The 19,772-nt window shown below is 72.0% G+C and carries 15 protein-coding genes; 3 read left to right on the plus strand and 12 right to left on the minus strand.

The window, feature by feature from the left end:
* Positions 1-44: 44 nt before the first annotated feature.
* The 3 genes from ETD83_RS02030 to ETD83_RS02040 all read right to left on the minus strand — a co-directional run bounded on the left by ETD83_RS02030 (position 45) and on the right by ETD83_RS02040 (position 2,355).
* Positions 45-989, minus strand: a complete 945-nt coding sequence (locus ETD83_RS02030; protein WP_138643316.1) for an ABC transporter permease family protein — start codon at positions 987-989, stop codon at positions 45-47.
* 62 nt (positions 990-1,051) lie between these two features.
* Positions 1,052-1,732, minus strand: a complete 681-nt coding sequence (locus tag ETD83_RS02035; protein WP_138643317.1) for an ABC transporter ATP-binding protein — start codon at positions 1,730-1,732, stop codon at positions 1,052-1,054.
* Positions 1,729-2,355: a PadR family transcriptional regulator gene (locus ETD83_RS02040; RefSeq protein ID WP_138643318.1), complete on the minus strand. Its 627-nt coding sequence runs from the start codon at positions 2,353-2,355 to the stop codon at positions 1,729-1,731. The genes ETD83_RS02035 and ETD83_RS02040 overlap by 4 nt, the downstream gene beginning before the upstream one ends.
* Before the next feature lie 154 nt (positions 2,356-2,509).
* On the opposite strand from ETD83_RS02040, the gene ETD83_RS02045 reads away from it, so the two are divergent.
* Entirely contained in the window at positions 2,510-3,304 is a 795-nt protein-coding gene (locus ETD83_RS02045; protein WP_138643319.1) for a hypothetical protein, read from the plus strand.
* A 108-nt stretch (positions 3,305-3,412) separates the two neighbouring features.
* Here the strand turns inward: ETD83_RS02045 and ilvC are convergent, their stop codons facing one another.
* The 4 genes from ilvC to ETD83_RS02065 all read right to left on the minus strand — a co-directional run bounded on the left by ilvC (position 3,413) and on the right by ETD83_RS02065 (position 9,838).
* On the minus strand, positions 3,413-4,396 hold the full coding sequence (gene ilvC, locus ETD83_RS02050; RefSeq protein WP_138643348.1) for a ketol-acid reductoisomerase: 984 nt from the start codon (positions 4,394-4,396) through the stop codon (positions 3,413-3,415).
* Positions 4,397-4,469: 73 nt separating this feature from the next.
* Positions 4,470-4,994, minus strand: a complete 525-nt coding sequence (gene ilvN / locus ETD83_RS02055; RefSeq protein WP_131964292.1) for an acetolactate synthase small subunit — start codon at positions 4,992-4,994, stop codon at positions 4,470-4,472.
* A 5-nt stretch (positions 4,995-4,999) separates the two neighbouring features.
* Positions 5,000-6,766 (minus strand): acetolactate synthase large subunit, encoded by a 1,767-nt coding sequence (locus tag ETD83_RS02060; RefSeq protein ID WP_268920399.1) that lies wholly within the window; start codon positions 6,764-6,766, stop codon positions 5,000-5,002.
* Between the two features lie 231 nt (positions 6,767-6,997).
* Positions 6,998-9,838: a putative bifunctional diguanylate cyclase/phosphodiesterase gene (locus tag ETD83_RS02065; protein ID WP_138643321.1), complete on the minus strand. Its 2,841-nt coding sequence runs from the start codon at positions 9,836-9,838 to the stop codon at positions 6,998-7,000.
* 436 nt (positions 9,839-10,274) lie between these two features.
* On the opposite strand from ETD83_RS02065, the gene ETD83_RS02070 reads away from it, so the two are divergent.
* Entirely contained in the window at positions 10,275-11,363 is a 1,089-nt protein-coding gene (locus tag ETD83_RS02070; protein ID WP_138643322.1) for a PQQ-dependent sugar dehydrogenase, read from the plus strand.
* A 24-nt stretch (positions 11,364-11,387) separates the two neighbouring features.
* Here ETD83_RS02070 and gatB read toward each other — a convergent pair whose 3' ends face one another.
* From gatB to gatC, 3 genes are read right to left on the minus strand one after another with little or no spacing between them, the layout of a single operon-like run.
* The gene (gene gatB, locus ETD83_RS02075; RefSeq protein WP_138643349.1) at positions 11,388-12,872 is read right to left on the minus strand and encodes an Asp-tRNA(Asn)/Glu-tRNA(Gln) amidotransferase subunit GatB; all 1,485 of its coding nucleotides are present in this window, start codon (positions 12,870-12,872) and stop codon (positions 11,388-11,390) included.
* A gap of 14 nt (positions 12,873-12,886) precedes the next feature.
* Complete coding sequence (gene gatA, locus ETD83_RS02080) at positions 12,887-14,380, minus strand: Asp-tRNA(Asn)/Glu-tRNA(Gln) amidotransferase subunit GatA (RefSeq protein ID WP_138643323.1); 1,494 nt, start codon at positions 14,378-14,380, stop codon at positions 12,887-12,889.
* A gap of 3 nt (positions 14,381-14,383) precedes the next feature.
* Positions 14,384-14,683, minus strand: a complete 300-nt coding sequence (gene gatC / locus ETD83_RS02085) for an Asp-tRNA(Asn)/Glu-tRNA(Gln) amidotransferase subunit GatC (protein WP_138643324.1) — start codon at positions 14,681-14,683, stop codon at positions 14,384-14,386.
* A gap of 164 nt (positions 14,684-14,847) precedes the next feature.
* Here gatC and ETD83_RS02090 point away from each other — a divergent pair, with 164 nt between their 5' ends.
* Positions 14,848-15,096, plus strand: a complete 249-nt coding sequence (locus ETD83_RS02090; protein ID WP_138643325.1) for a DUF6458 family protein — start codon at positions 14,848-14,850, stop codon at positions 15,094-15,096.
* Positions 15,097-15,101: 5 nt separating this feature from the next.
* Here ETD83_RS02090 and ETD83_RS44165 read toward each other — a convergent pair whose 3' ends face one another.
* Both ETD83_RS44165 and ligA read right to left on the minus strand, forming a co-directional pair.
* Positions 15,102-17,339 (minus strand): putative bifunctional diguanylate cyclase/phosphodiesterase, encoded by a 2,238-nt coding sequence (locus ETD83_RS44165; RefSeq protein WP_230420625.1) that lies wholly within the window; start codon positions 17,337-17,339, stop codon positions 15,102-15,104.
* A gap of 257 nt (positions 17,340-17,596) precedes the next feature.
* Complete coding sequence (gene ligA, locus ETD83_RS02105; protein ID WP_138643326.1) at positions 17,597-19,765, minus strand: NAD-dependent DNA ligase LigA; 2,169 nt, start codon at positions 19,763-19,765, stop codon at positions 17,597-17,599.
* Positions 19,766-19,772 lie beyond the last annotated feature (7 nt).

The following is a 19,772-nucleotide window of genomic DNA, read 5'->3' on the forward strand; positions in this document are numbered from 1 at the left end:
CCGGCGCGCGGCCGGACCCCCAAGAACGCAGCTCCAGGGAAGCCCTAGGAGAGGACGCGGCGCGTCATGGGGAGGCGGTCCCGGGTGAACGTCCCGGCGACGAGGGCCGCGGCGAGCGGGATGAGCACGCCGATGGCCAGCAGCAACGTCCACGGGATGTCGATGATCGTGCCGTGGCTCGCGGCGCCCGCCTGCTCGGGCTGGCCGGTGAGCGGGCGCGCCACCGCGAGGCCGGGGACGAGCCCGCCCGCGATGCCGAGCCAGCAGCCGAGCCCGGCGACGAACGCGGCCTGCCCCATCGTCAGCACCCGCCAGGTCAGCGGGCGGGCGCCGACCGCGGCGAGGGTCGCGAGGTCGGGCCTGGCGTCGGCCGCCGCCAGGCTCGTGGCGATCAGCGCGCCGCCGAGCGCCAGCACGCCCGCCACCGACGCCAGCAGCAGCGTGATCGTGCCGAAGGACTCGGTGAAGCCCCGCTCGACGTACACGGCGTCCGTGTACGGGTTGAAGGGACTCACGGCCTTCTTCAGCCGCGCCTCCTCGGCCTTCGTGACGCGGTGGTCGGCGCGGTCGACGCCGAACGCCTCCGTCTGGACGGGCATGCCGATCCGCTCGGCGATCTTCGGCGGGACGATGGCGCGCACGCCCGGATGACCGCCCCCCGCGACGGCCGGCAGGCCGTCGACCTGCCTGAGCGTGCGCTCCACGTCGTTGTCCCACACGAACACCCTGGCGGCCGTCGTCCCGCCCCCGGTGGGCTTCGCGCCGAACAGGACGACCTTGCCCGCCGCCAGGGCGGACGTGACGGCGGGGTCGTCGCGGCCCAGCAGCATGCGCGCCTCCCGGGCGCCCCCGACGACGTTGTCCAGGAGGACGGTCATGCCCGCCGGGTCCTCGCGGGCGACGAAGCTGAGGGCCGGGCATTGCGCCGCGTCGGCGTGCACGCACGTCCCGGTGACGCCCGGCAGGGTCCTCAGCGGGAGGACGGGCACACCGGGCAGGTCGCGCCGGATCTCCCGCTCCGCCTCGTCCGCGCTGTTCTGCGGGGCGCGGATCAGTGTGCTCCCCAGGGGAAGCGTCGCCTGGTACGCAGGAACACGACCCGGTCGGCCCAGGCGGCGTGCCTCGACTCGTGCGTGACCATTAAGCAGGACGCGCCGGCGTCGCACCGGCCGCGCAGGACGCGCATGACGTCCTCGCCGGTGTGGCTGTCGAGCGCGCCGGTCGGCTCGTCGGCGAGGACGAGGCGGCGGTCGCCGACCAGCGCGCGGGCGATCGCGACGCGCTGCTGCTGGCCGCGGGACATCTCGTCCGGGAAGCGTCCGGCCAGCTCCTCGACCCCGACCTCCGCGAGCGCCTCCCCGGCCTCCCGGCGGGCCCGGCGGGCGCGGACGCCGTCGAGCTCGCGGGGAAGCATGACGTTCTCGGCGGCGGTCAGGCTCGGGATGAGGTTGAGGTCCTGGAACACGTACCCGACGCCGCGACGGCGCAGGGCCGACCGCCCGGACCGTCCGAGCGCGCCGAGGTCGGCGCCGTCGAGGAGGACCTGCCCGGACGTGGGCGTGTCGAGGCCGCCGGCGAGCGTCAGCAGCGTGGACTTGCCGGACCCGGACGGCCCCATCACGGCGACGAACTCCCCCGCCGCGACGTCGAGCGTCACCTCCCGGAGGGCGTGGACGAGGCCGGGCCCGGTCCCGTGGTCGCGGGAGACGTCCCGCATGGCGAGCAGGCTCATCGGCGCGCCTCCTCATCGGTCTCCACCGGCTCGTCGGTCTTCACCGGCTCGTCGGTCTTCACCGGCTCGTCGGTCTTCACCGGGAGGTGCGCGGGTGGCGTGGCGCGGGCCACGTAGGTCTCGCAGTGGTCGAGCCAGCGCACCTCGGCCTCCGCCTGGAAGATCATGGATTCGAGGACGAGCCGCCACGCGCGGTCGCCCTGCTCGGCGGGGACGGCGGGTGCGTCGGCCTTCAGGCGGGTGAGGTCCTGCAGGGCGCGCAGCGTGGCGCCCCGCTGGGTCTGGACGACCTCCGTGACGTCCACGCCGGGCGTGGTGACGGCCATCGCCAGCTTGATCGCCAGTTCGTCGCGGGGCCGGTCGGCGCGGACGATCGGGGTGGCGAACCACCGCCGCACGTCCGCCTCGCCCGCCGGGGTGATCCGGTAGACGAAGCGGCCCTCGTCGTCGGCGCCGACACGGGTGACGAGCTCGTCGCGTTCGAGGCGGGACAGGGTGGAGTAGACCTGGCCGATGTTGAGCGGCCAGGTGGCGCCGGTGGACGACTCGAACTCGGCGCGGAGTTGGTAACCGTAGCGGGGCCCCTGGGACAGCAGTGCCAGCAGGCCATGACGGATCGACATACCTACCAAGTATGCATACCGCGTATCCCTACGGCAATACCGAGTATGCATCCAGGGCGACACACCACCGGGATTTCACTGTACGCAACGGCTCGGAGGCTTAACGTGACCATTGATCCCGGCCATCCGGTGATCCCGGCCATCAGGAGAGACCGTGACCTCGGACTGCACCATCAGCGTCCTGCGCGACGTGCTGCGCGTGTACGACCACCGCTACCTGAGCCTCGACCACGTCCAGCGCGAGCGCCTCGTCGAGGGCACCCGCCGGGTCATCGGCGAGGAGGGCCTCAGCGACGCCGCCCGCGCCGCGCTGCCCGCGTCCATCCGGCTCAGGGCGTTCTGCGTCCAGCACGGCCTGAGCGACGAGCTGGAGCGGCTGATCCGCGACGAGATCGAGGGCGGCCCGGCGGGCGCCGTCGTGGTCGGCGGGCGGATCTACGCCATGTACCCGTACCTGCGCGGCGTCTCCCGGCAGGACGCCGACATCACCACCGAGGTCGGCGTCGACCACCGCCTGGACGCCGTCACCTGGCAGAGCAGGAAGATCCGCATCCGCGGCTTCGCGGCCCTGCAGCGCGTCGAGACGAACCGGACCGCCGTGGACGTCATCCTGCGGGAACGGACGTCCGGACGGGAGCACGGCTTCCTCGCCGAGCCCCGCCAGGAGCGGCCCGGGGCGTTCGAGGCCGTCGCCGACCCGGCCGTCGTCGAGCCGGGGCGCTGGGACGTCCACGTCACCGCGACGAGCCTCGGCGTGACGCGCGAGGCCCGCTTCGGCTCGGTCCGCGGCGAGGACGTGAAGACCGTCGAGCAGCGCCGCACCGCCGACGCCAAGGACGTCACGGTCTACTTCACCAAGGGCGGCCACCTGGCGCTGGTCGTCACCGGCACCGAAGGCCGGCCGTCGTCGCTCCGCGCCAGGCTCGGCCGCCTGCGCCGCGGCGGCTGAACGCGGCGTGTTGCCCTGGCACGGCTCGCGTGAGGGCAACACGCCGGTCATCGATCAGCCGAGCGCAGCTCGTCCGTTGATTGGTGGTGGGTGGGGGCTGGAGGACGGTTAGTCGTTGAGCCAGCTCATCATCGGGCGGAGCTCGGCGCCCGTCTTCTCGATCGGGTGCCCGGCGAGCTCCTCGCGGTACCTGCCGAACTGCTTCTGGCCGCCCTCGAACTCGTCCACCAGCTCCTTGGCGTACTGGCCGGACTGGATCTCGCCGAGGATCTTCTTCATCGCGGCCTTGGTCTCCGGCGTGATCACGCGCGGGCCGCGGCTGTAGCCGCCGTACTCGGCGTTGTCGGACACCGACCAGTACATCTTCGACACGCCGCCCTCGTACATCAGGTCGACGATCAGCTTCATCTCGTGCAGGACCTCGAAGTAGGCGACCTCCGGCTGGTAGCCGGCCTCGGTCAGCACCTCGAACCCCGTCTTGATCAGCTCGGAGACGCCGCCGCACAGCACCGTCTGCTCGCCGAACAGGTCGGTCTCGGTCTCCTCGGTGAACGTCGTCTTGATGCCGCCCGCGCGCAGCCCGCCGATCGCCTTGGCGTAGGAGAGGGCCAGCGGCCAGGCGTTGCCGGACGGGTCCCGCTCCACGGCCACGATCACCGGCACGCCGCGCCCGGCGACGAACTGGCGGCGGACGAGGTGCCCCGGGCCCTTCGGCGCGACCATCGCCACGTCCACGCCCTCCGGCGGCTGGACGAGGTCGTACCGGATGCTGAACCCGTGGCCGAAGAACAGCGCGTCGCCCTCGACGAGCGCCGGGCGGATGTCCTTCTCGAAGATCTCCCGGTGGTGGTGGTCCGGGGCCAGCAGCATGATCAGGTCGGCCTCCTCGGCCGCCTCCGCCGGGGTGACGACGCGCAGCCCCTCGGTCTCCGCCAGCTCCCGGCTGGCCGACCCCTCCCGGAGCCCGACCCGCACGTCGACGCCGGAGTCGCGCAGGGAGAGCGCGTGCGCGTGCCCCTGGCTGCCGTAACCGATGACCGCCACGTGCCGCCCCTGGATCACGCTCAGGTCGGCGGCGTCGTCGTAGAACATCTCAGCCACAGTGCTATCGCCTTTCGTTGGTTTCGTGAATTCGCCCAGGTGCGGGGGTGCGCCCCCGCGCGGGTCACGCGCTGCGCTCGATGGCCCGCAGCGACCGGTCGGTGATGGACCGGGCGCCGCGGCCGATGGCCACCATGCCCGACTGCACCAGTTCCTTGATGCCGAACGGCTCCAGGACCCTGATGAACGCGTCCAGCTTGTCGCGGTTGCCGGTGGCCTCGATGGTGACGGCGTCCGGCGCGACGTCCACCACCTTGGCGCGGAACAGCTGGACGGTCTCCAGCACCTGCGAGCGTGTCTCGGCGTCGGCGCGCACCTTCACCAGCACCAGCTCGCGCTGGACGGACGCCGACGAGTCCAGCTCGACGATCTTCAGCACGTTGATCAGCTTGTTGAGCTGCTTGGTGACCTGCTCGAGCGGCAGGTCCTCGACGTTCACCACGATCGTCATCCGGGAGATCTCCGGATGCTCGGTGGTGCCGACCGCGAGCGACTCGATGTTGAAGCCGCGCCGGGAGAACAGCGCCGCGACCCGGGCCAGGATGCCGGGCTTGTTCTCCACGAGCACCGACAGTGTGTGCAGGCTCATCGGGGTCAGTCTCCGTTCTCCCACTCGGGCGCCATGTCCCGCGCGATCTTGATGTCGTCGTTGGTGGTGCCGGCCGCGACCATCGGCCAGACCATGGCGTCCTTGTGCACCACGAAGTCGATCACGACGGGCGCGTCGTTGATCTCCATCGCCTTGGCGATGACCTCGTCCACGTCCTCGGCCTTCTCGCAGCGCAGGCCGACACAACCGTACGCCTCGGCGAGCTTCACGAAGTCGGGGATGCGCTTCGCGGCGTGCCCGGTCTCGGACTGCAGGGTCGTGTTGGAGTAGCGCCCGTCGTAGAAGAGCGTCTGCCACTGCCGGACCATCCCGAGGTTCCCGTTGTTGATCACGGCGATCTTGACGGGGACGCCCTCGATCGCGCAGGTCGCCAGCTCCTGGTTGGTCATCTGGAAGCAGCCGTCGCCGTCGATCGCCCACACCGTCGCGCCGGGCGCGCCGACCTTGGCGCCCATCGCGGCCGGAACGGCGTAGCCCATCGTCCCGGCCCCGCCGGAGTTCAGGAACGCGCCGGGCCGCTCGTACTTGATGAACTGCGCGGCCCACATCTGGTGCTGGCCGACGCCCGCGACGTAGTAGGCGTCGGGCCCGGCGATCCGGCCGATGCGCTCGATGACGTACTGCGGGGACAGCGAGCCGTCGTCCGGGGTGTCGTAGCCGAGCGGGTACGTCGCGCGCCACGCGTCGAGCTGCCGCCACCAGTCGCCGTAGTCGCCCTTGCGCCCGGCCTCGTGCTCGTTCTGCACGGCGACGATCAGGTCGGCGATGACCTCGCGGGCGTCCCCGACGATCGGGACGTCGGCGTGCCGGTTCTTGGAGATCTCCGCCGGGTCGATGTCGGCGTGCACGATCTTGGCGCCGGTCGCGAACCCGTCCAGCTTGCCGGTGACGCGGTCGTCGAACCGGGCGCCGAGCGCGACCAGCAGGTCGGACCGCTGCAGCGCGCCGACCGCGCCGACCGCGCCGTGCATGCCGGGCATGCCCATGTGCAGCGGGTGGCTGTCGGGCAGCGCGCCCTTGGCCATCAGCGTGGTGACGACGGGCGCGCCGGTCAGCTCGGCGAGCACCTTCAGCTCGGCGGACGCGCCGGCCTTCAGCACGCCGCCGCCGACGTACAGCACTGGGCGCCGCGCCTGGACGATCAGCCGCGCCGCCTCGCGGACCTGCTTGGAGTGCGGACGGGTGACCGGCCGGTACCCGGGAAGCTGCAGCGCGACCGGCCACTCGAAGTCGACCGTCGCCTGGAGCGCGTCCTTCGCGATGTCGACGAGGACCGGTCCAGGGCGTCCGGTGCCCGCGATGTGGAACGCCTCCGCGATCGTCCGGGCGATGTCGCCGGCCTGCGTCACCAGGAAGTTGTGCTTGGTGATGGGCATCGTGATGCCGGCGATGTCGGCCTCCTGGAAGCCGTCCGTCCCGATCAGCGACGACGCCACCTGGCCGGTGATCGCCACGATCGGCACCGAGTCCATGTAGGCGTCGGAGATCGCGGTCACGAGGTTGGTCGCGCCGGGCCCGCTGGTGGCCATGCACACGCCCACCTTGCCGGTCACCATCGCGTAGCCCTGGGCCGCGTGGCCGGCGCCCTGCTCGTGCCGGACGAGGATGTGGCGCAGTTTCGCGGAGTCGAACAGCGGGTCGTACGCCGGGAGGATCGCGCCGCCCGGAATACCGAACACGGTGTCGACGCCGACGTTCTCCAGGGCGCGGACCAGCGCCTGGGCTCCCGTCATCTGTTCGGTCGTCATGATTCTGCGTTTCCTTGGGGAGAAAGTTCGGGCTCCGGGCAACAAAAAACCCTCGCCGCCGAGGGCGGTCGAGGGGAGGCGCGCAGGTCAGGGTGCTCGGTCAGCCTGCGCGCCGACCAAGTACTACGAGAATGGCGAGGTTGCTCTGCACGGGCCCCACTTTCGCCGATGTCGGGCCACCGGTCAAATCCTTGGACACTTTGTCTCACATATTGAGACATCCAGAGAAGGCGGTCAGCCCGGAAGGGGCAGCGGGACGTCGCCGGAAAGGGCCCGTCCCTCCAGGTTCGTCCGCACCAGCGACTCGACCCGCTCCGCCGCCATCGGACGCGCCACGAGGAAGCCCTGGCCGCGCGGGCAGCCCATCTCGCGCAGCAGTTCCAGCTGCTCCGGACGCTCGATGCCCTCCGCCACCACGGTCAGGCCCAGGTCGCTGCCGAGCCGCACGATCGTCCGGGTGAGCAGCGTCAGGGTCTCGTCCGAGCCGAGGCCCGCCACGAACGACGGGTCGATCTTGATGATGTCGACGGGCAGCTGGCCGAGGTAGGCCAGCGAGGCGTATCCGGTGCCGAAGTCGTCGATCGCGAGCCGGACGCCGAGGTCGCGCAGCTCCACCAGCCGTTCCACGTTCTGGCCCGCGTCCTCGACGAGGACCTCCTCCCGCACCTCCAGCGTCAGCGCGTGCGGCGGCAGCCCGGTCTCCTCCAGCACCGCCGCGACCGACTCCACGAACCGCGGCGCCGCGATCTGCCGGGCGGTGAAGTTCACCGACAGGCCCACGGCCCACGAGTCCCGGCGCCACCGGGCGACCTCGCGGCACGCCTCCCGCAGCACCCAGCCGCCGAGCGGGACCATCAGGCCGGACTCCTCCGCCGGGCCGATGAACTCCTCAGGCGGCACCGACTCGCTCCCCCGCCACCAGCGCAGCAGCGCCTCCACGCCCGTCACCCGGGACGTCGCGAGGTCCACCACCGGCTGGAACTCGACCGCGAACTGCTCCTCCGCCAGCGCCCGCTGCAGGTCGCTGCCGAGCTCAAGGCGCCGGACGACGTCGGCGTGCATGTGCGGCGCGTACACCTCGACGCGCCCGCCGCCGAGCTCCTTCGCGCGGGCCATCGCCAGGTCGCCGTTGCGCATCAGGTCGGCGGCGGTGCGGCGGAGCCTGCGCCCCGCGGCCTCCGAGGCGACGGCCGCCGGCTCCTCCTCGTCGCCCGCGAACGCGATGCCGACACTCGCCGTCAGCACGATCTGCTTGTCACCGACCTGATAAGGGTCGGCCGAAAGAACCCGCAGCAGGCGCCCGGCCAGCTCGACTGTGGCGCGTGTCTCACGGTCGTCCGGCGGGAGCTGGACGAGGACGGCGAACTCGTCGCCGCCCCAGCGCGCCACCGTGTCGTCCGCCTGGACGTTCGCGCGCAGCCGCCGCGCCGCCTGCGCCAGCACCTGGTCACCGGCCGCGTGCCCGTCGGAGTCGTTCACCGCCGTGAAGCCGTCCAGGTCGACGAACACGACCGCGACCCCGCCGCCGGACGGGTGCCGCGACAGCACCTCCCTGACGCGTTCCTCGAAGTAGGACCGGTTCGGCAGGCCCGTCAGGCCGTCGTGGAACGTCAGGTGCGCGACCTGCCGCTGCAGCGCCGCCTGCTCGCTGAGGTCGCGCGTCGTGACCAGCAGCCGCGCGGGCGCGCCGTCAGAGCCGCTGTAGCGGGAGATCGTGGACTCGGTCGGCAGCCAGGTGCCGTCCGCCGCGCGGACCCGGAACGACACGCGCAGCGCGTCCTGGAAGCCGCCGTGGAAGCCGTCCCCGGCCGCGGGGTCGTCGTCGAGGAACTCGGTGAACACGTCCTGGACGCGCGGCAGGTCCTCCGGGTGGATGAGCTCGCTCAGCGGACGGCCGAGCAGCTCGTCGGGCGTGTAGCGGTACGTGCGGAGCGCTCCGGCGCTGGCGTACTGGACGGTGGCGTCCATGTCGCAGATGAGCACCGCGTCGTTGATGCTCTCCGACAGGGCACGGAAGTGTTCCTCGCCGGTCACCACGGCGCGGCGCAGCGCGTCGTTCTCCCGCAGCAGGCCCGCCAGCCGCGCGAGCAGCACCAGGGCGGCCGAGCCCGCGGTGATCGAGACGCCGGGTTCGAGGCCGTTCTCCCCCGTGACCGAGTGGCCCGCGATGAACAGCCCGGCCGCCGCGGCGACCGCGGCGGGCGCGAGCCCGGGGCCGATCATGCGGCCGCTGCGCTCCGCGGGGGCGGCCTCGCCCTCGGGGACGTCGTCGACCGGCAGGTCGGGCTCGGCGGCCGGGCCCGTCCACGGGACCAGCAGCAGGAGCAGCAGCCCGGCGAGCCGCAGGATGTCGGACGGGTCGCCGGACGGGTCGCCGCCGTCCAGCCGGGCGAACGTCGTCACGATGTCGGCGACCGCGATGGCCGTCAGCGCGCCGTACCCCATCCAGGCGAGCCGGCGGTGCCCGCGCGCCGCGCCGAGGACGAACGGCAGCGCGCCGCAGATGAACACGATGTCGATCAGCGGGTAGAGCAGCTCGAGCAGGAACTCGGAGGGCGACTCCCCCGACCGGTGGTAGAGCGTTCCGAAAACGGCGACCCAGCCGAGGACGAACAGGGCGCAGGCGCAGACATAGGTGTCGGCGGCGTAGCGCAGCCACGCGCCCGCGTCGCGCGGCAGCCTGATCGGCGCGACGAGGCCGACGACCAGCGCCACCAGGGCGAACAGGTAGAAGAGATCGGGTATTGACAGCGAAAGCGCGCTACGGGTGTGGCCGTCCCACAGGGCGCTGCCCAGCGCGCCGAGGAACCAGGACGCGGCGGCGAGGCCGTACCACCGCCAGGCCGCGCGCCAGAGGCCGCCGGGCCCGCCGTCCGCGGGGGCGCCGTCCGGCCGCCGGGCCGACAGCAGCAGGGAGACGGCGGCGGCGCCCGCGGCGCCCACCTCCGCCCACGCGATGAAGGCACGGCCGCCCCAGCCCAGCAACGATCCGATGGCGTACAGCACGCCGACGACCGCGGCCATGGCGACCGGCAGCGCACGCGGCGGCAACCGCCTGGCGTAATCGCCGCTCATCGCGCCGTGTCCCTTCCTGCCCCCGGTGGAGCGTCCAGTCCCTGCGTGCGCCGAACGCGCCAGGGGAGATGCCGGGTTCACGACCCTCACCGCACGGATAACGGTCGGAAGGCCCTGAATCGTGCCCCGCGCGGGATTCGGCGCGGGCCGGTGGCGGACCACGCCGGCTCGCCCGCCGGAAGATCAGCGACATTGCTGCACTACGGGATCACCGTGTCGCTCAATGTACGTTCGGTAGGTCACGGAGCGATTGAGGCTGAGCGTCCTCCCGGCGACAAACAACCTCGTCGGATCACGGTTTTGGACACCCGAAAGGTGAACGTCCCTGATGGTCCCCTGCGGTCGGCATTACGCTGAGTGACCGCATCCGGCCGGGCGCCGGAGGCGAGCGGGAACGGCGGGTCGCTCGGATCCGTACTACCTACGGGAGGCGCTCATGCGACTGCACACGATCGTCCTGGCCACCGCCGCGGTGCTCCTGGCGGCCTGCTCGTCGGACTCGTCCGAGAAGGGCGGCGCGCGCACCCCGCCGCCCCTGTCCACCACCGCGACGCCCGGGACGGGGAGCCCCGGCGAGCCGCGGAGGATCGCCGCCGGGCTGAAGGTGCCGTGGGCGATCGCGTTCCTGCCCGGCGGCGACGCGCTCGTGACCGAACGCGACAGCGCGAACCTCGTGCGGGTCACCCCGTCTGGCGAGTGGGAGCAGGTCGGCAAGGTGCCCGGTGTGGAACCGGGCGGCGAGGGCGGTCTCATGGGCGTCGCCGTCTCCCCCGCCTACGCCACCGACCGCCTCATCTACCTGTACTACACGGCCGCGTCCGACAACCGTGTCGTCCGCGCCACCTTCGACGGGCGCCTCGGCACGCCGCAGCCCATCGTCACCGGCATCCCGAAGGGCTTCAACCACAACGGAGGACGCCTGGAGTTCGGCCCCGACAAGATGCTCTACATCACCACCGGCGAGGTCGGCGACGAGGGGCTCTCCCAGGACAAGGACTCCCTCGGCGGCAAGATCCTCCGCGTCACCCCCGACGGGAAGCCCGCGCCCGGCAACCCGTTCGGCAACCGCGTCTGGACGTACGGGCACCGCAACGTCCAGGGCCTCGCCTGGGACGACAGGGGCCGCCTGTTCGCCACCGAGTTCGGCCAGAACCGCTTCGACGAGATCAACCTGATCGAGAAGGGCAAGAACTACGGCTGGCCCGACGTCGAAGGGGTCGGCGGCCGCGACGGGTTCACCGACCCCCTCCTCACCTGGTCGACCGGCGAGGCGTCCCCGTCCGGCCTCGCCTACGCGGGCGGGTCGCTGTGGGTCGCCGCGCTGCGCGGCGAGCGCGTCTGGCAGGTCCCGCTCGACGACGGCAGGACGGGCCGTCCGGCCGCCCGGTACAACTCCGAGTACGGCCGCGTCCGCGCCGCCGTCCGGGCCCCGGACGGCTCGGTCTGGATCGCCACCAGCAACCACGACGGCCGGGGCGAGCCGGGCCGCGACGACGACAGGATCCTCAGCATCCCCGTCCGCTGACGCGTCCGCCCGGCCGCCTGCGGGTCAGGACGCGCCGAGCCTCTCCAGGATCAGCTCGCGCGCCCGTCCGGCGTCGGCCTGGCCGCGGGTCGCCTTCATGACGGCGCCGACCAGGGCGCCCGCCGCGGCGACCTTGCCCGCGCGGACCTTGTCGGCCACCCCGGCGTTGTCGGCGATCACCTGGTCGACGACGGACGCGAGCTCCCCCTCGTCGCTGACGACCTTGAGACCGCGCGCGGCGACGACCTCGTCCGGCGTGCCCTCACCGGCGAGGACGCCCTCGAAGACCTTGCGGGCCAGCTTGTCGTTCAGCTCCCCCGCGATGATCATCGCCTGGACGCGGGCGACCTGCTCGGGCGTGACGGGCAGCTCGGCCAGCTCGACGCCCTGCTCGGTGGCCTGCCGGGACAGCTGGTTCATCCACCACTTCCGCGCGGACGTCGCGTCGCTGCCGTGCGCGATCGTCGCCTCGATCAGGTCGACGGCGCCGGCGTTGACGACGTCCCGCAGCTCCAGGTCGGACAGGTCCCACTCCTGCTGGATGCGGCGGCGCCGCGCGGCCGGAAGCTCGGGCAGCGAGGCGCGCACCTCCTCCACCCACGCGCGGGACGGCGCCATCGGCACCAGGTCCGGCTCGGGGAAGTAGCGGTAGTCCTGCGCCTCTTCCTTGCTGCGCCCGCTGGTGGTGCGGCCGGTGTCCTCGTGGAAGTGCCGGGTCTCCTGGACGACGCGGCCGCCGTCCGCCAGCACGCCGCCCTGCCGCTCGATCTCCGACCGGACGGCCCGCTCCACCGAACGCAGCGAGTTCACGTTCTTCGTCTCGGTCCGCGTGCCCCATTCGGTCGCGCCGCGGGGCATGAGCGAGACGTTCACGTCGCAGCGCATCGAGCCCTGCTCCATGCGCACGTCCGACACGCCCAGCGACCGCACCAGCTCGCGCAGTTCCGTCGCGTAGGCGCGGGCCACGAGCGGCGCCTTGTCGCCGGTCGCGACGATCGGCTTGGTCACGATCTCGACCAGCGGGATGCCCGCCCGGTTGTAGTCGACCAGCGAGTACTCCGCGCCGTGGATGCGCCCGGTCGAGCCGCCGACGTGCAGCGACTTGCCGGTGTCCTCCTCCATGTGGACGCGCTCGATCTCGATGCGGTAGGTGTCGCCGTCGACGTCCACCTCGAGGTGGCCGTCCACGCACAGCGGCTCGTCGTACTGCGAGATCTGGAAGTTCTTCGGCATGTCCGGATAGAAGTAGTTCTTCCGGGCGAACCGGCACCACTCCACGATGTCGCAGTTCAGCGCGAGACCGATCTTGATGATGCCCTCGATCGCGGCGTGGTTGGTGACGGGCAGCGACCCGGGCAGCCCCAGGCACACCGGGCACACCTGCGTGTTCGGCTCGGCCCCGAACCCGGTCGGGCACCCGCAGAACATCTTCGACGCGGTACCCAGCTCGATGTGCGTCTCGATCCCGAGGACGGGCTCGAACCGCGCCAGCGCCTCGTCGTAGTCCATCAAGGTCGGGGTGCTCATTTCGCCTCCGCGAGTTCCGGGGCCTGGGCCAGGAGAGGGCCGTTCCAGCGGTCTTCGAGGGCCCGCTCGACGGCGGCGCCGACGCGGTAGACGCGGTCGTCGCCGAGGACGGGGGCCATGATCTGCAGGCCGACCGGGAGGCCGTCGGACAGCCCGCACGGGACGGAGATCGCGGCGTTGCCGGTGAGGTTGGCCGGGATCGTGCACAGGTCGGCCAGGTACATCGCGACCGGGTCGTCGGCGCGCTCGCCGATCGGGAACGCGGTGGTCGGCGTGGTCGGCGAGACGAGCACGTCCACCTGCTCGAACGCCGCCTCGAAGTCGCGCTTGATCAGTGTGCGGACCTGCTGCGCCTTGCCGTAGTAGGCGTCGTAGTAGCCGGACGACAGCGCGTACGTGCCGAGCATGATGCGGCGCTTCACCTCGGGTCCGAAGCCCTCGGCGCGGGTGAGCGCCATGACCTCCTCGGCGCTGCGGGTGCCGTCGTCGCCGACGCGCAGGCCGTACCGCATCGCGTCGAAGCGGGCCAGGTTGGACGAGCACTCCGACGGCGCGATCAGGTAGTAGGCGGGCAGCGCGTAGGTGAAGTGCGGGCAGGACACCTCGACGACCTTCGCGCCGAGGGACTCCAGCAGCTCGACCGCCTCGTTGAAGCGGGCCGTCACGCCCGGCTGGTAGCCGTCGCCGGCGAACTCCTTGACGACGCCGACGCGCAGCCCGTTGACGTCGGCGCGGCGGGCCGCCTCCACGACCGGCGGGACGGCCTCGCCGACGGAGGTGGAGTCCATCGGGTCGTGGCCGCTGAACGCCTCGTGCAGGAGGGCCGCGTCCAGGACGTTGCGGGCGAACGGGCCCGGCGTGTCGAGCGACGACGCGAACGCGATCACGCCGTAGCGCGACGAGCCGCCGTAGGTGGGCTTCATGCCGACGATCCCGGTGACGGCGGCGGGCTGCCGGATCGACCCGCCGGTGTCGGTGCCGGTGGACAGCGGCGCCTCGTACGCGGCGACGGCGGCGGACGACCCGCCGGACGACCCGCCCGGCACGCGCTCCAGGTCCCACGGGTTGCGCGAGGGGAAGTAGGCGCTGTTCTCGGTGGACGAGCCCATCGCGAACTCGTCCATGTTCGTCTTGCCGAGGATGACCAGGCCCGCCTCGCGGAGCCGGGCCGTCACGGTCGCGTCGTACGGCGGCCGCCACCCCTCAAGGATCTTGGATCCGGCGGTGGTGGGCATGTCCTTGGTGGTGAACACGTCCTTGTGCGCGACGGGGACGCCCGCCAGCGGGCCGAGGTCCTCGCCCGCGGCGCGACGCTCGTCCACCCGGCGGGCCTGCGCCAGCGTCGTGTCGCGGTCGACGTGCAGGAACGCGCTGACCTGGCCGTCGACGGCGGCGATGCGGTCCAGGTGGGCCTCGGCCACCTCGACCGCCGACACCTCACCCGCGGCGAGCAGTGCGCCGAGTTCCGCCGCGCTCTTGTTGACCAGCATCCGTCACGCCTCCTCGTCCAGGATCCGCGGGACGCGGAAGCGCTGCTCCTCGGCGGCGGGCGCGCCGGAGAGGGCCTGCTCGGGCGGCAGGCACGGGCGGATCTCGTCCGTCCGGTAGACGTTGGTCAGCGGGAGCGCGTGCGAGGTGGGCGGGATGTCCTCCGCGGCGACCTCCTGCACCCGCGCGACCGCGGAGATGATCTGGTCGAGCTGGGCGGCGAGATGGTCGAGCTCGGAGTCGCCGAGCGCCAGCCGGGACAGCCGGGCGAGATGCGACACCTCGTCACGGGTGATGGCGGACATGAGAAACAACCGTTCCTGCGATGGGTTGGGTTCACCGGCCATCCTATGGGCCGGGCCCGCCTCCGCCCGACCGGTTTAAACGGCCGCGGCTCCGGCACGCCGTTTCAGATCCCGGTGGGGGGAACCATGGTGACGACCGCCCCGGACGACGAGAGGAGGACGCCGTGACCATCGGCGGCAGCATCGCCCTGCTCATCATCGGCGCGATTCTGGCCTACGCGGTGGACTACGAGTTCAGCGGCGTCGACATCCGGCTGGTCGGGGTGATCCTGATGATCGGCGGCCTGATCGGGCTCGTCATCGGCGTCATCAGGATCGTCTCCGCCCGCCGCGCGATCGAGCGCCGCCCCCCGCCGCACGTGCGCGAGGAGTACTACGACTACGACTACGAGACCCGCCGCCGCCCCTACTGAGTGATCTACGCGGCGGGTTCGGGGGCTCGTTGCATGTGGCGGCGCAGCCAGTCGGTGGCCGTGTCGGCGTCCATCGGGCGGCCGAAGTGCCAGCCCTGGGCGGCGTCGCAGCCCATCTCGCGGAGCATCCGCGCGGTGGCCGGGTCCTCGACGCCCTCGGCGACGGAGCGCAGGCCGAGGGTGCGGGCGAGGTCGACGATGGAGCGGACGATGACGGCGTCCTCGGTGGACTCGGTGAGCCGCCCCACGAACGACGAGTCGATCTTGATCTCCTCGACGGGGAGCCGGTTGAGCCGGACGAGCGAGGAGTAGCCGGTGCCGAAGTCGTCCAGGCTGAGCGGGATGCCGAGCTCGGCGAGCGCGCCGACGGTGTCGGACGCGTAGGCGGGCTCGTTCATCAGGATCCGCTCGGTGATCTCCAGCTGGAGTGCGGCGGCGGGCAGGCCGCGGGCGAGGAGGCCCTCCTCGATCGTCTCGGTGAGGCCGGTGTCGAACAGGTCGCGTCCTGAGGCGTTCACGGCGACCTGGACGGTGAGGTCCTCGCGCCACCAGGCGGCGGCCTGCGCGAGCGCCGCCCCGACGACGTGGTGGGTGATCGAGCGCATCAGGTACGTCTGCTCGGCGACCGACAGGAACGCCACGGGTTCGAGGATGCCCTTGTCGGGGTGGCGCCAGCGCAGCAGCGCCTCCATGCCGACGAGCTGGCCGTCCCGCAGGGACACCTTGGGCTGGTAGAACAGCTCCAGCTCGGAGCGGTCGATGGCGCGGCGCAGGTCGCCGAGCATGCTGAGCCGGGCCGGGGAGTTGCGGTCCTTGCGGGGGGAGTAGATCTCGACGCCGGAGCGGGCCTCCTTGGCGTTGTACATGGCGACGTCGGCGCGCTGCAGGAGCAGCTCGAAGTCGGGCGCGTGGTCGGGGAACAGCGCGATGCCGACGCTGCCCTCCAGGTCGAACGACATGCCGTCCAGCCGGACGGGCTCGCTGAGCGCGGCGCGGAGCCGGGCGGCGACCTCGCGGGCGGCGGCCTCGTCCCGGACGGACGGCAGCAGCACCGCGAACTCGTCGCCGCCGAGCCGCGCCACGAGGTCGCCGGGGCGGACGCTGTGCGTGAGGCGGTGCGCGACGAGCTGCAGGAGGCGGTCGCCGGTGGGGTGCCCGAGGGTGTCGTTGACCTCCTTGAACCGGTCGAGGTCGAGGAGGAACAGCCCGGCGCGGTGCCGCGGCGGGTCGGCGGCCTTGCGGCGGCGCGGGCCGAGGGCGGCGGCGCGCGGGCCGAGCATCCCGGCGGCGCGGGCTTCCGCGTCGGCTCTCTCCGCGCCGTCCCGTTTCTCCTTGCTGTCCCGTTGCTCCGCGCTGTCCCGTTTCGCCGCGGCCGCTTTCTCCGCGGCCGTTCTGTCCGCGCTGCGTTTCTCCGCGCCCCGCGCTTCGGCAAGGGCCTCCTCCGTCCGGACGATCAGCAGCTTGCGGTTCGGGAGCCCGGTCAGCCCGTCGTGCAGGGCCTGGTGCTCGCGCCGCACGGACACCGACGCGTTCATGTACACGGCGATGAACGGCAGGACGATCAGCGGCACGAAGGCGGCGGACCGGTCCATGGCGATGACCATGAGCGGAGCCAGGCCGAGCAACGCCAGGTGGACGAGGACCTGGTAGCCGAGGTCCCAGCGGAGCGCCTTGACCAGGGAGACCCGCTCGTGCAGCGCGACGGCGGAACCGACGAGCGTGTCGTTGCAGATGAAGTAGACGGCGCCGGCGAGCGCGATCGCGGGCAGGTCGGCGCCGCCCGGGACCCACAGGTCCGTGGGGGTGGCGAGGTCGCCGAACAGGGCGAGGACGAGCTGGGCGGCGGCGAGGCTGAGGGTGTACTGGGAGACGTTGAAGGCGATGCGGTGCGGGGTGCGGCCGCGGAAGATCCCGCAGGTGATGACGGCGGCGGCCTGCAGCGCGGCGGCGATCGGCAGCCCGGCGTACAGCAGCGCCGCGAACGAGAAGGTGGTGGACGTCGTCGCGCCGTTGTTCTCGGTGGAGCCGGGCGTGATGATCGGCCGGAGCTCGCCGAAGATGATGAAGCAGCCGAGGATCCAGAACACGGGCGTGCCGGCGAGCGCGTCCAGGTCGTCGCCGGTCAGCCCGGAGAACGCGGCGGCGCCCGCGGCGACGCCGAGCAGGATGACGACGACGAAGTAGATCCACAACGGGGAGCCACGGCGTGGCGCCGTGTTCCGCGTGTTGTTCGGGTCCTTCATCACATCCTCGGGGGGAGGTCGGGGGGTCGGCCCCCGGCACCGGACGTCCCCGACCTCGGGGGACGCCCCCCGGGTGTTACGTCCGGAGATTCAGGTGTAGGTCGTGATGAGAGGGAGGGTACGGCCTTTGCTCAACTTCGCGAAACCGTTTGGGTACGTTCCGTTATGCCTGATCCCTGCCCGCCGCTCACCGTTGGGTAGTTGAAGTGTACCCCTGAGTAACGCAAAGCTGGTGGCGAGGTCTTGACCACGCGGCGTTATCCGTCGGCGCTGACGGTTACGGTCTTGGCCGCATCCGGCCCATCGGCGAGGAGAACACGGAACCCTTCTTCCCCCAAGACCGATACGCCCAACTTGACGGCTTTGTCGTATTTCGACCCCGGACTGTCACCTGCGACGACGAAGTCTGTTTTCTTGGACACCGACCCGGACACCTTGCCGCCGAGCCGCTGCACCGCCTCGGTGGCCGAGTCCCGGCTGAACCCCTCCAGCGACCCGGTGATCACCACGGTCACGCCGGCCAGCGGACGCGGGCCCGCCGCGCCCTCGTCCTCCATCCGGACGCCCGCGTCCCGCCACTTCTCGACGATCTCGCGGTGCCAGTCGACCTCGAACCACGCCCTGATCGCCGCGGCGATCGTCGGCCCGACGCCGTCCACCGCCGCGAGCTCCTCCTCGGACGCGTTCGCGATGGCGTCCATCGAGCGCATCTCGCGGGCGAGGTCCTGCGCCGCCGCCGGCCCCACGTGCCGGATCGACAGCGCCACCAGCACCCGCCACAGCGGCTGCCGCTTCGCCTTCGCCAGCTCGTCGAAGAGGATCTCGACCGTCTTCTTCGGCTCGCCCTCCTTGTTCGCGAAGAACGACACGACCTTCGGCTCGCCGGTCTTCGGGTCGATCTTGGACGTGCCCGTCCGCTGGTCGAGGACGAGGCTCCTGATCGGCAGCAGCTGCTCCACGGTCAGGTGGAACAGGTCGCCCTCGTTCTTGACCGGGGGCTCGGCGGGCTCCAGCGGCTGCGTCAGCGCCGTCGCCCCGACATAGCCGAGCGCCTCGATGTCGAGCGCGTTGCGGCTCGCCACGAAGAACAGCCGCTCGCGCAGCTGCGCGGGGCAGTACCGGGCGTTCGGGCAGCGGATGTCGGCGTCGCCCTCCTTCTCGTAGGCCAGCTCGGTTCCGCACTCGGGGCAGTGCGCGGGCATCTGGAACTCGCGCTCCGACCCGTCCCGCAGCGCGGTCACCGGCGCGAGGATCTCGGGGATCACCTCGCCGGCCTTGCGCAGCACGACGGTGTCGCCGATCAGCACGCCCTTGCGCCGCACCTCGCTCGCGTTGTGCAGCGTGGCGCGCTCGACGGTCGACCCGGCGACCTTCACCGGCTCCATCACGCCGTACGGGGTGACGCGGCCCGTCCGCCCGACGCCGACCTTGATGTCGAGCAGCCTGGTGTTGACCTCCTCCGGGGGGTACTTCCACGCGATCGCCCAGCGCGGCGCGCGGCTCGTCGACCCGAGCCGCCGCTGCAGGGAGAACTGGTCGACCTTGACGACGACCCCGTCGATCTCGTAGGCGGTGCCGTGCCGGTTCTCGCCGTACCCGGCGATGTACTCGCGGACGGCGTCCATCCCGCCGAGGACCCGGTACCGGTCGCTGACCGGCAGCCCCCAGCCGCGCATCAGCTCGTACGCGCCGGACTGGCTCTCCGGCTGCGCGCCGCCCCGCCAGGCGCCGAACCCGTGCACGAGCATGCCGAGCGGCCGGTGCGCCGTGACCCGCGGGTCCTTCTGCCGCAGCGACCCGGCGGCCGCGTTGCGCGGGTTGGCGAACGGGTCCTTGCCGGCCTCCACCTGGGCGGCGTTCACCTGCTCGAAGCCGTCGACCGGGAGGAAGACCTCGCCGCGGACCTCCAGGACGTCCGGCCAGCCGTCGCCCGCCAGCCGGGACGGGATGTCGGCGATGGTGCGGACGTTGTTGGTGACGTCCTCGCCGGTGCGCCCGTCGCCGCGCGTGACGCCGCGGACGAGCCGCCCCTTCTCGTAGGTCAGCGCGATGGCCAGCCCGTCGATCTTCAGCTCGCACAGGTAGCCGGCGACGTCGCCGACCTCGCGCACGACGCGCTCGTCCCACGCCTGCAGTTCCTCGTCGTTCATCGCGTTGTCGAGGCTCTGCATCCGCTCCAGATGCCGGACGGTCGCGAAGTCGGTGACGATCGGCGCGCCGACCCGCTGCGTCGGCGAGGCGGGCGTGACCAGTTCCGGATGACGCTCCTCCAGGGCGCGGATCTCGCGCATCCGGGCGTCGTACTCGGCGTCGGTGAGCGTCGGCTGGTCGAGGACGTAGTAGCGGTAGTTGGCCTCGTCGATCTCCTGGCTCAGCTCCAGATGCCGCTGCCGTGCCTCGCTCGGAACCGTATCGCTCATGGTCATGCCCCTA

This window comes from Actinomadura soli (assembly GCF_005889715.1).
GTDB lineage: Bacteria > Actinomycetota > Actinomycetes > Streptosporangiales > Streptosporangiaceae > Spirillospora > Spirillospora soli.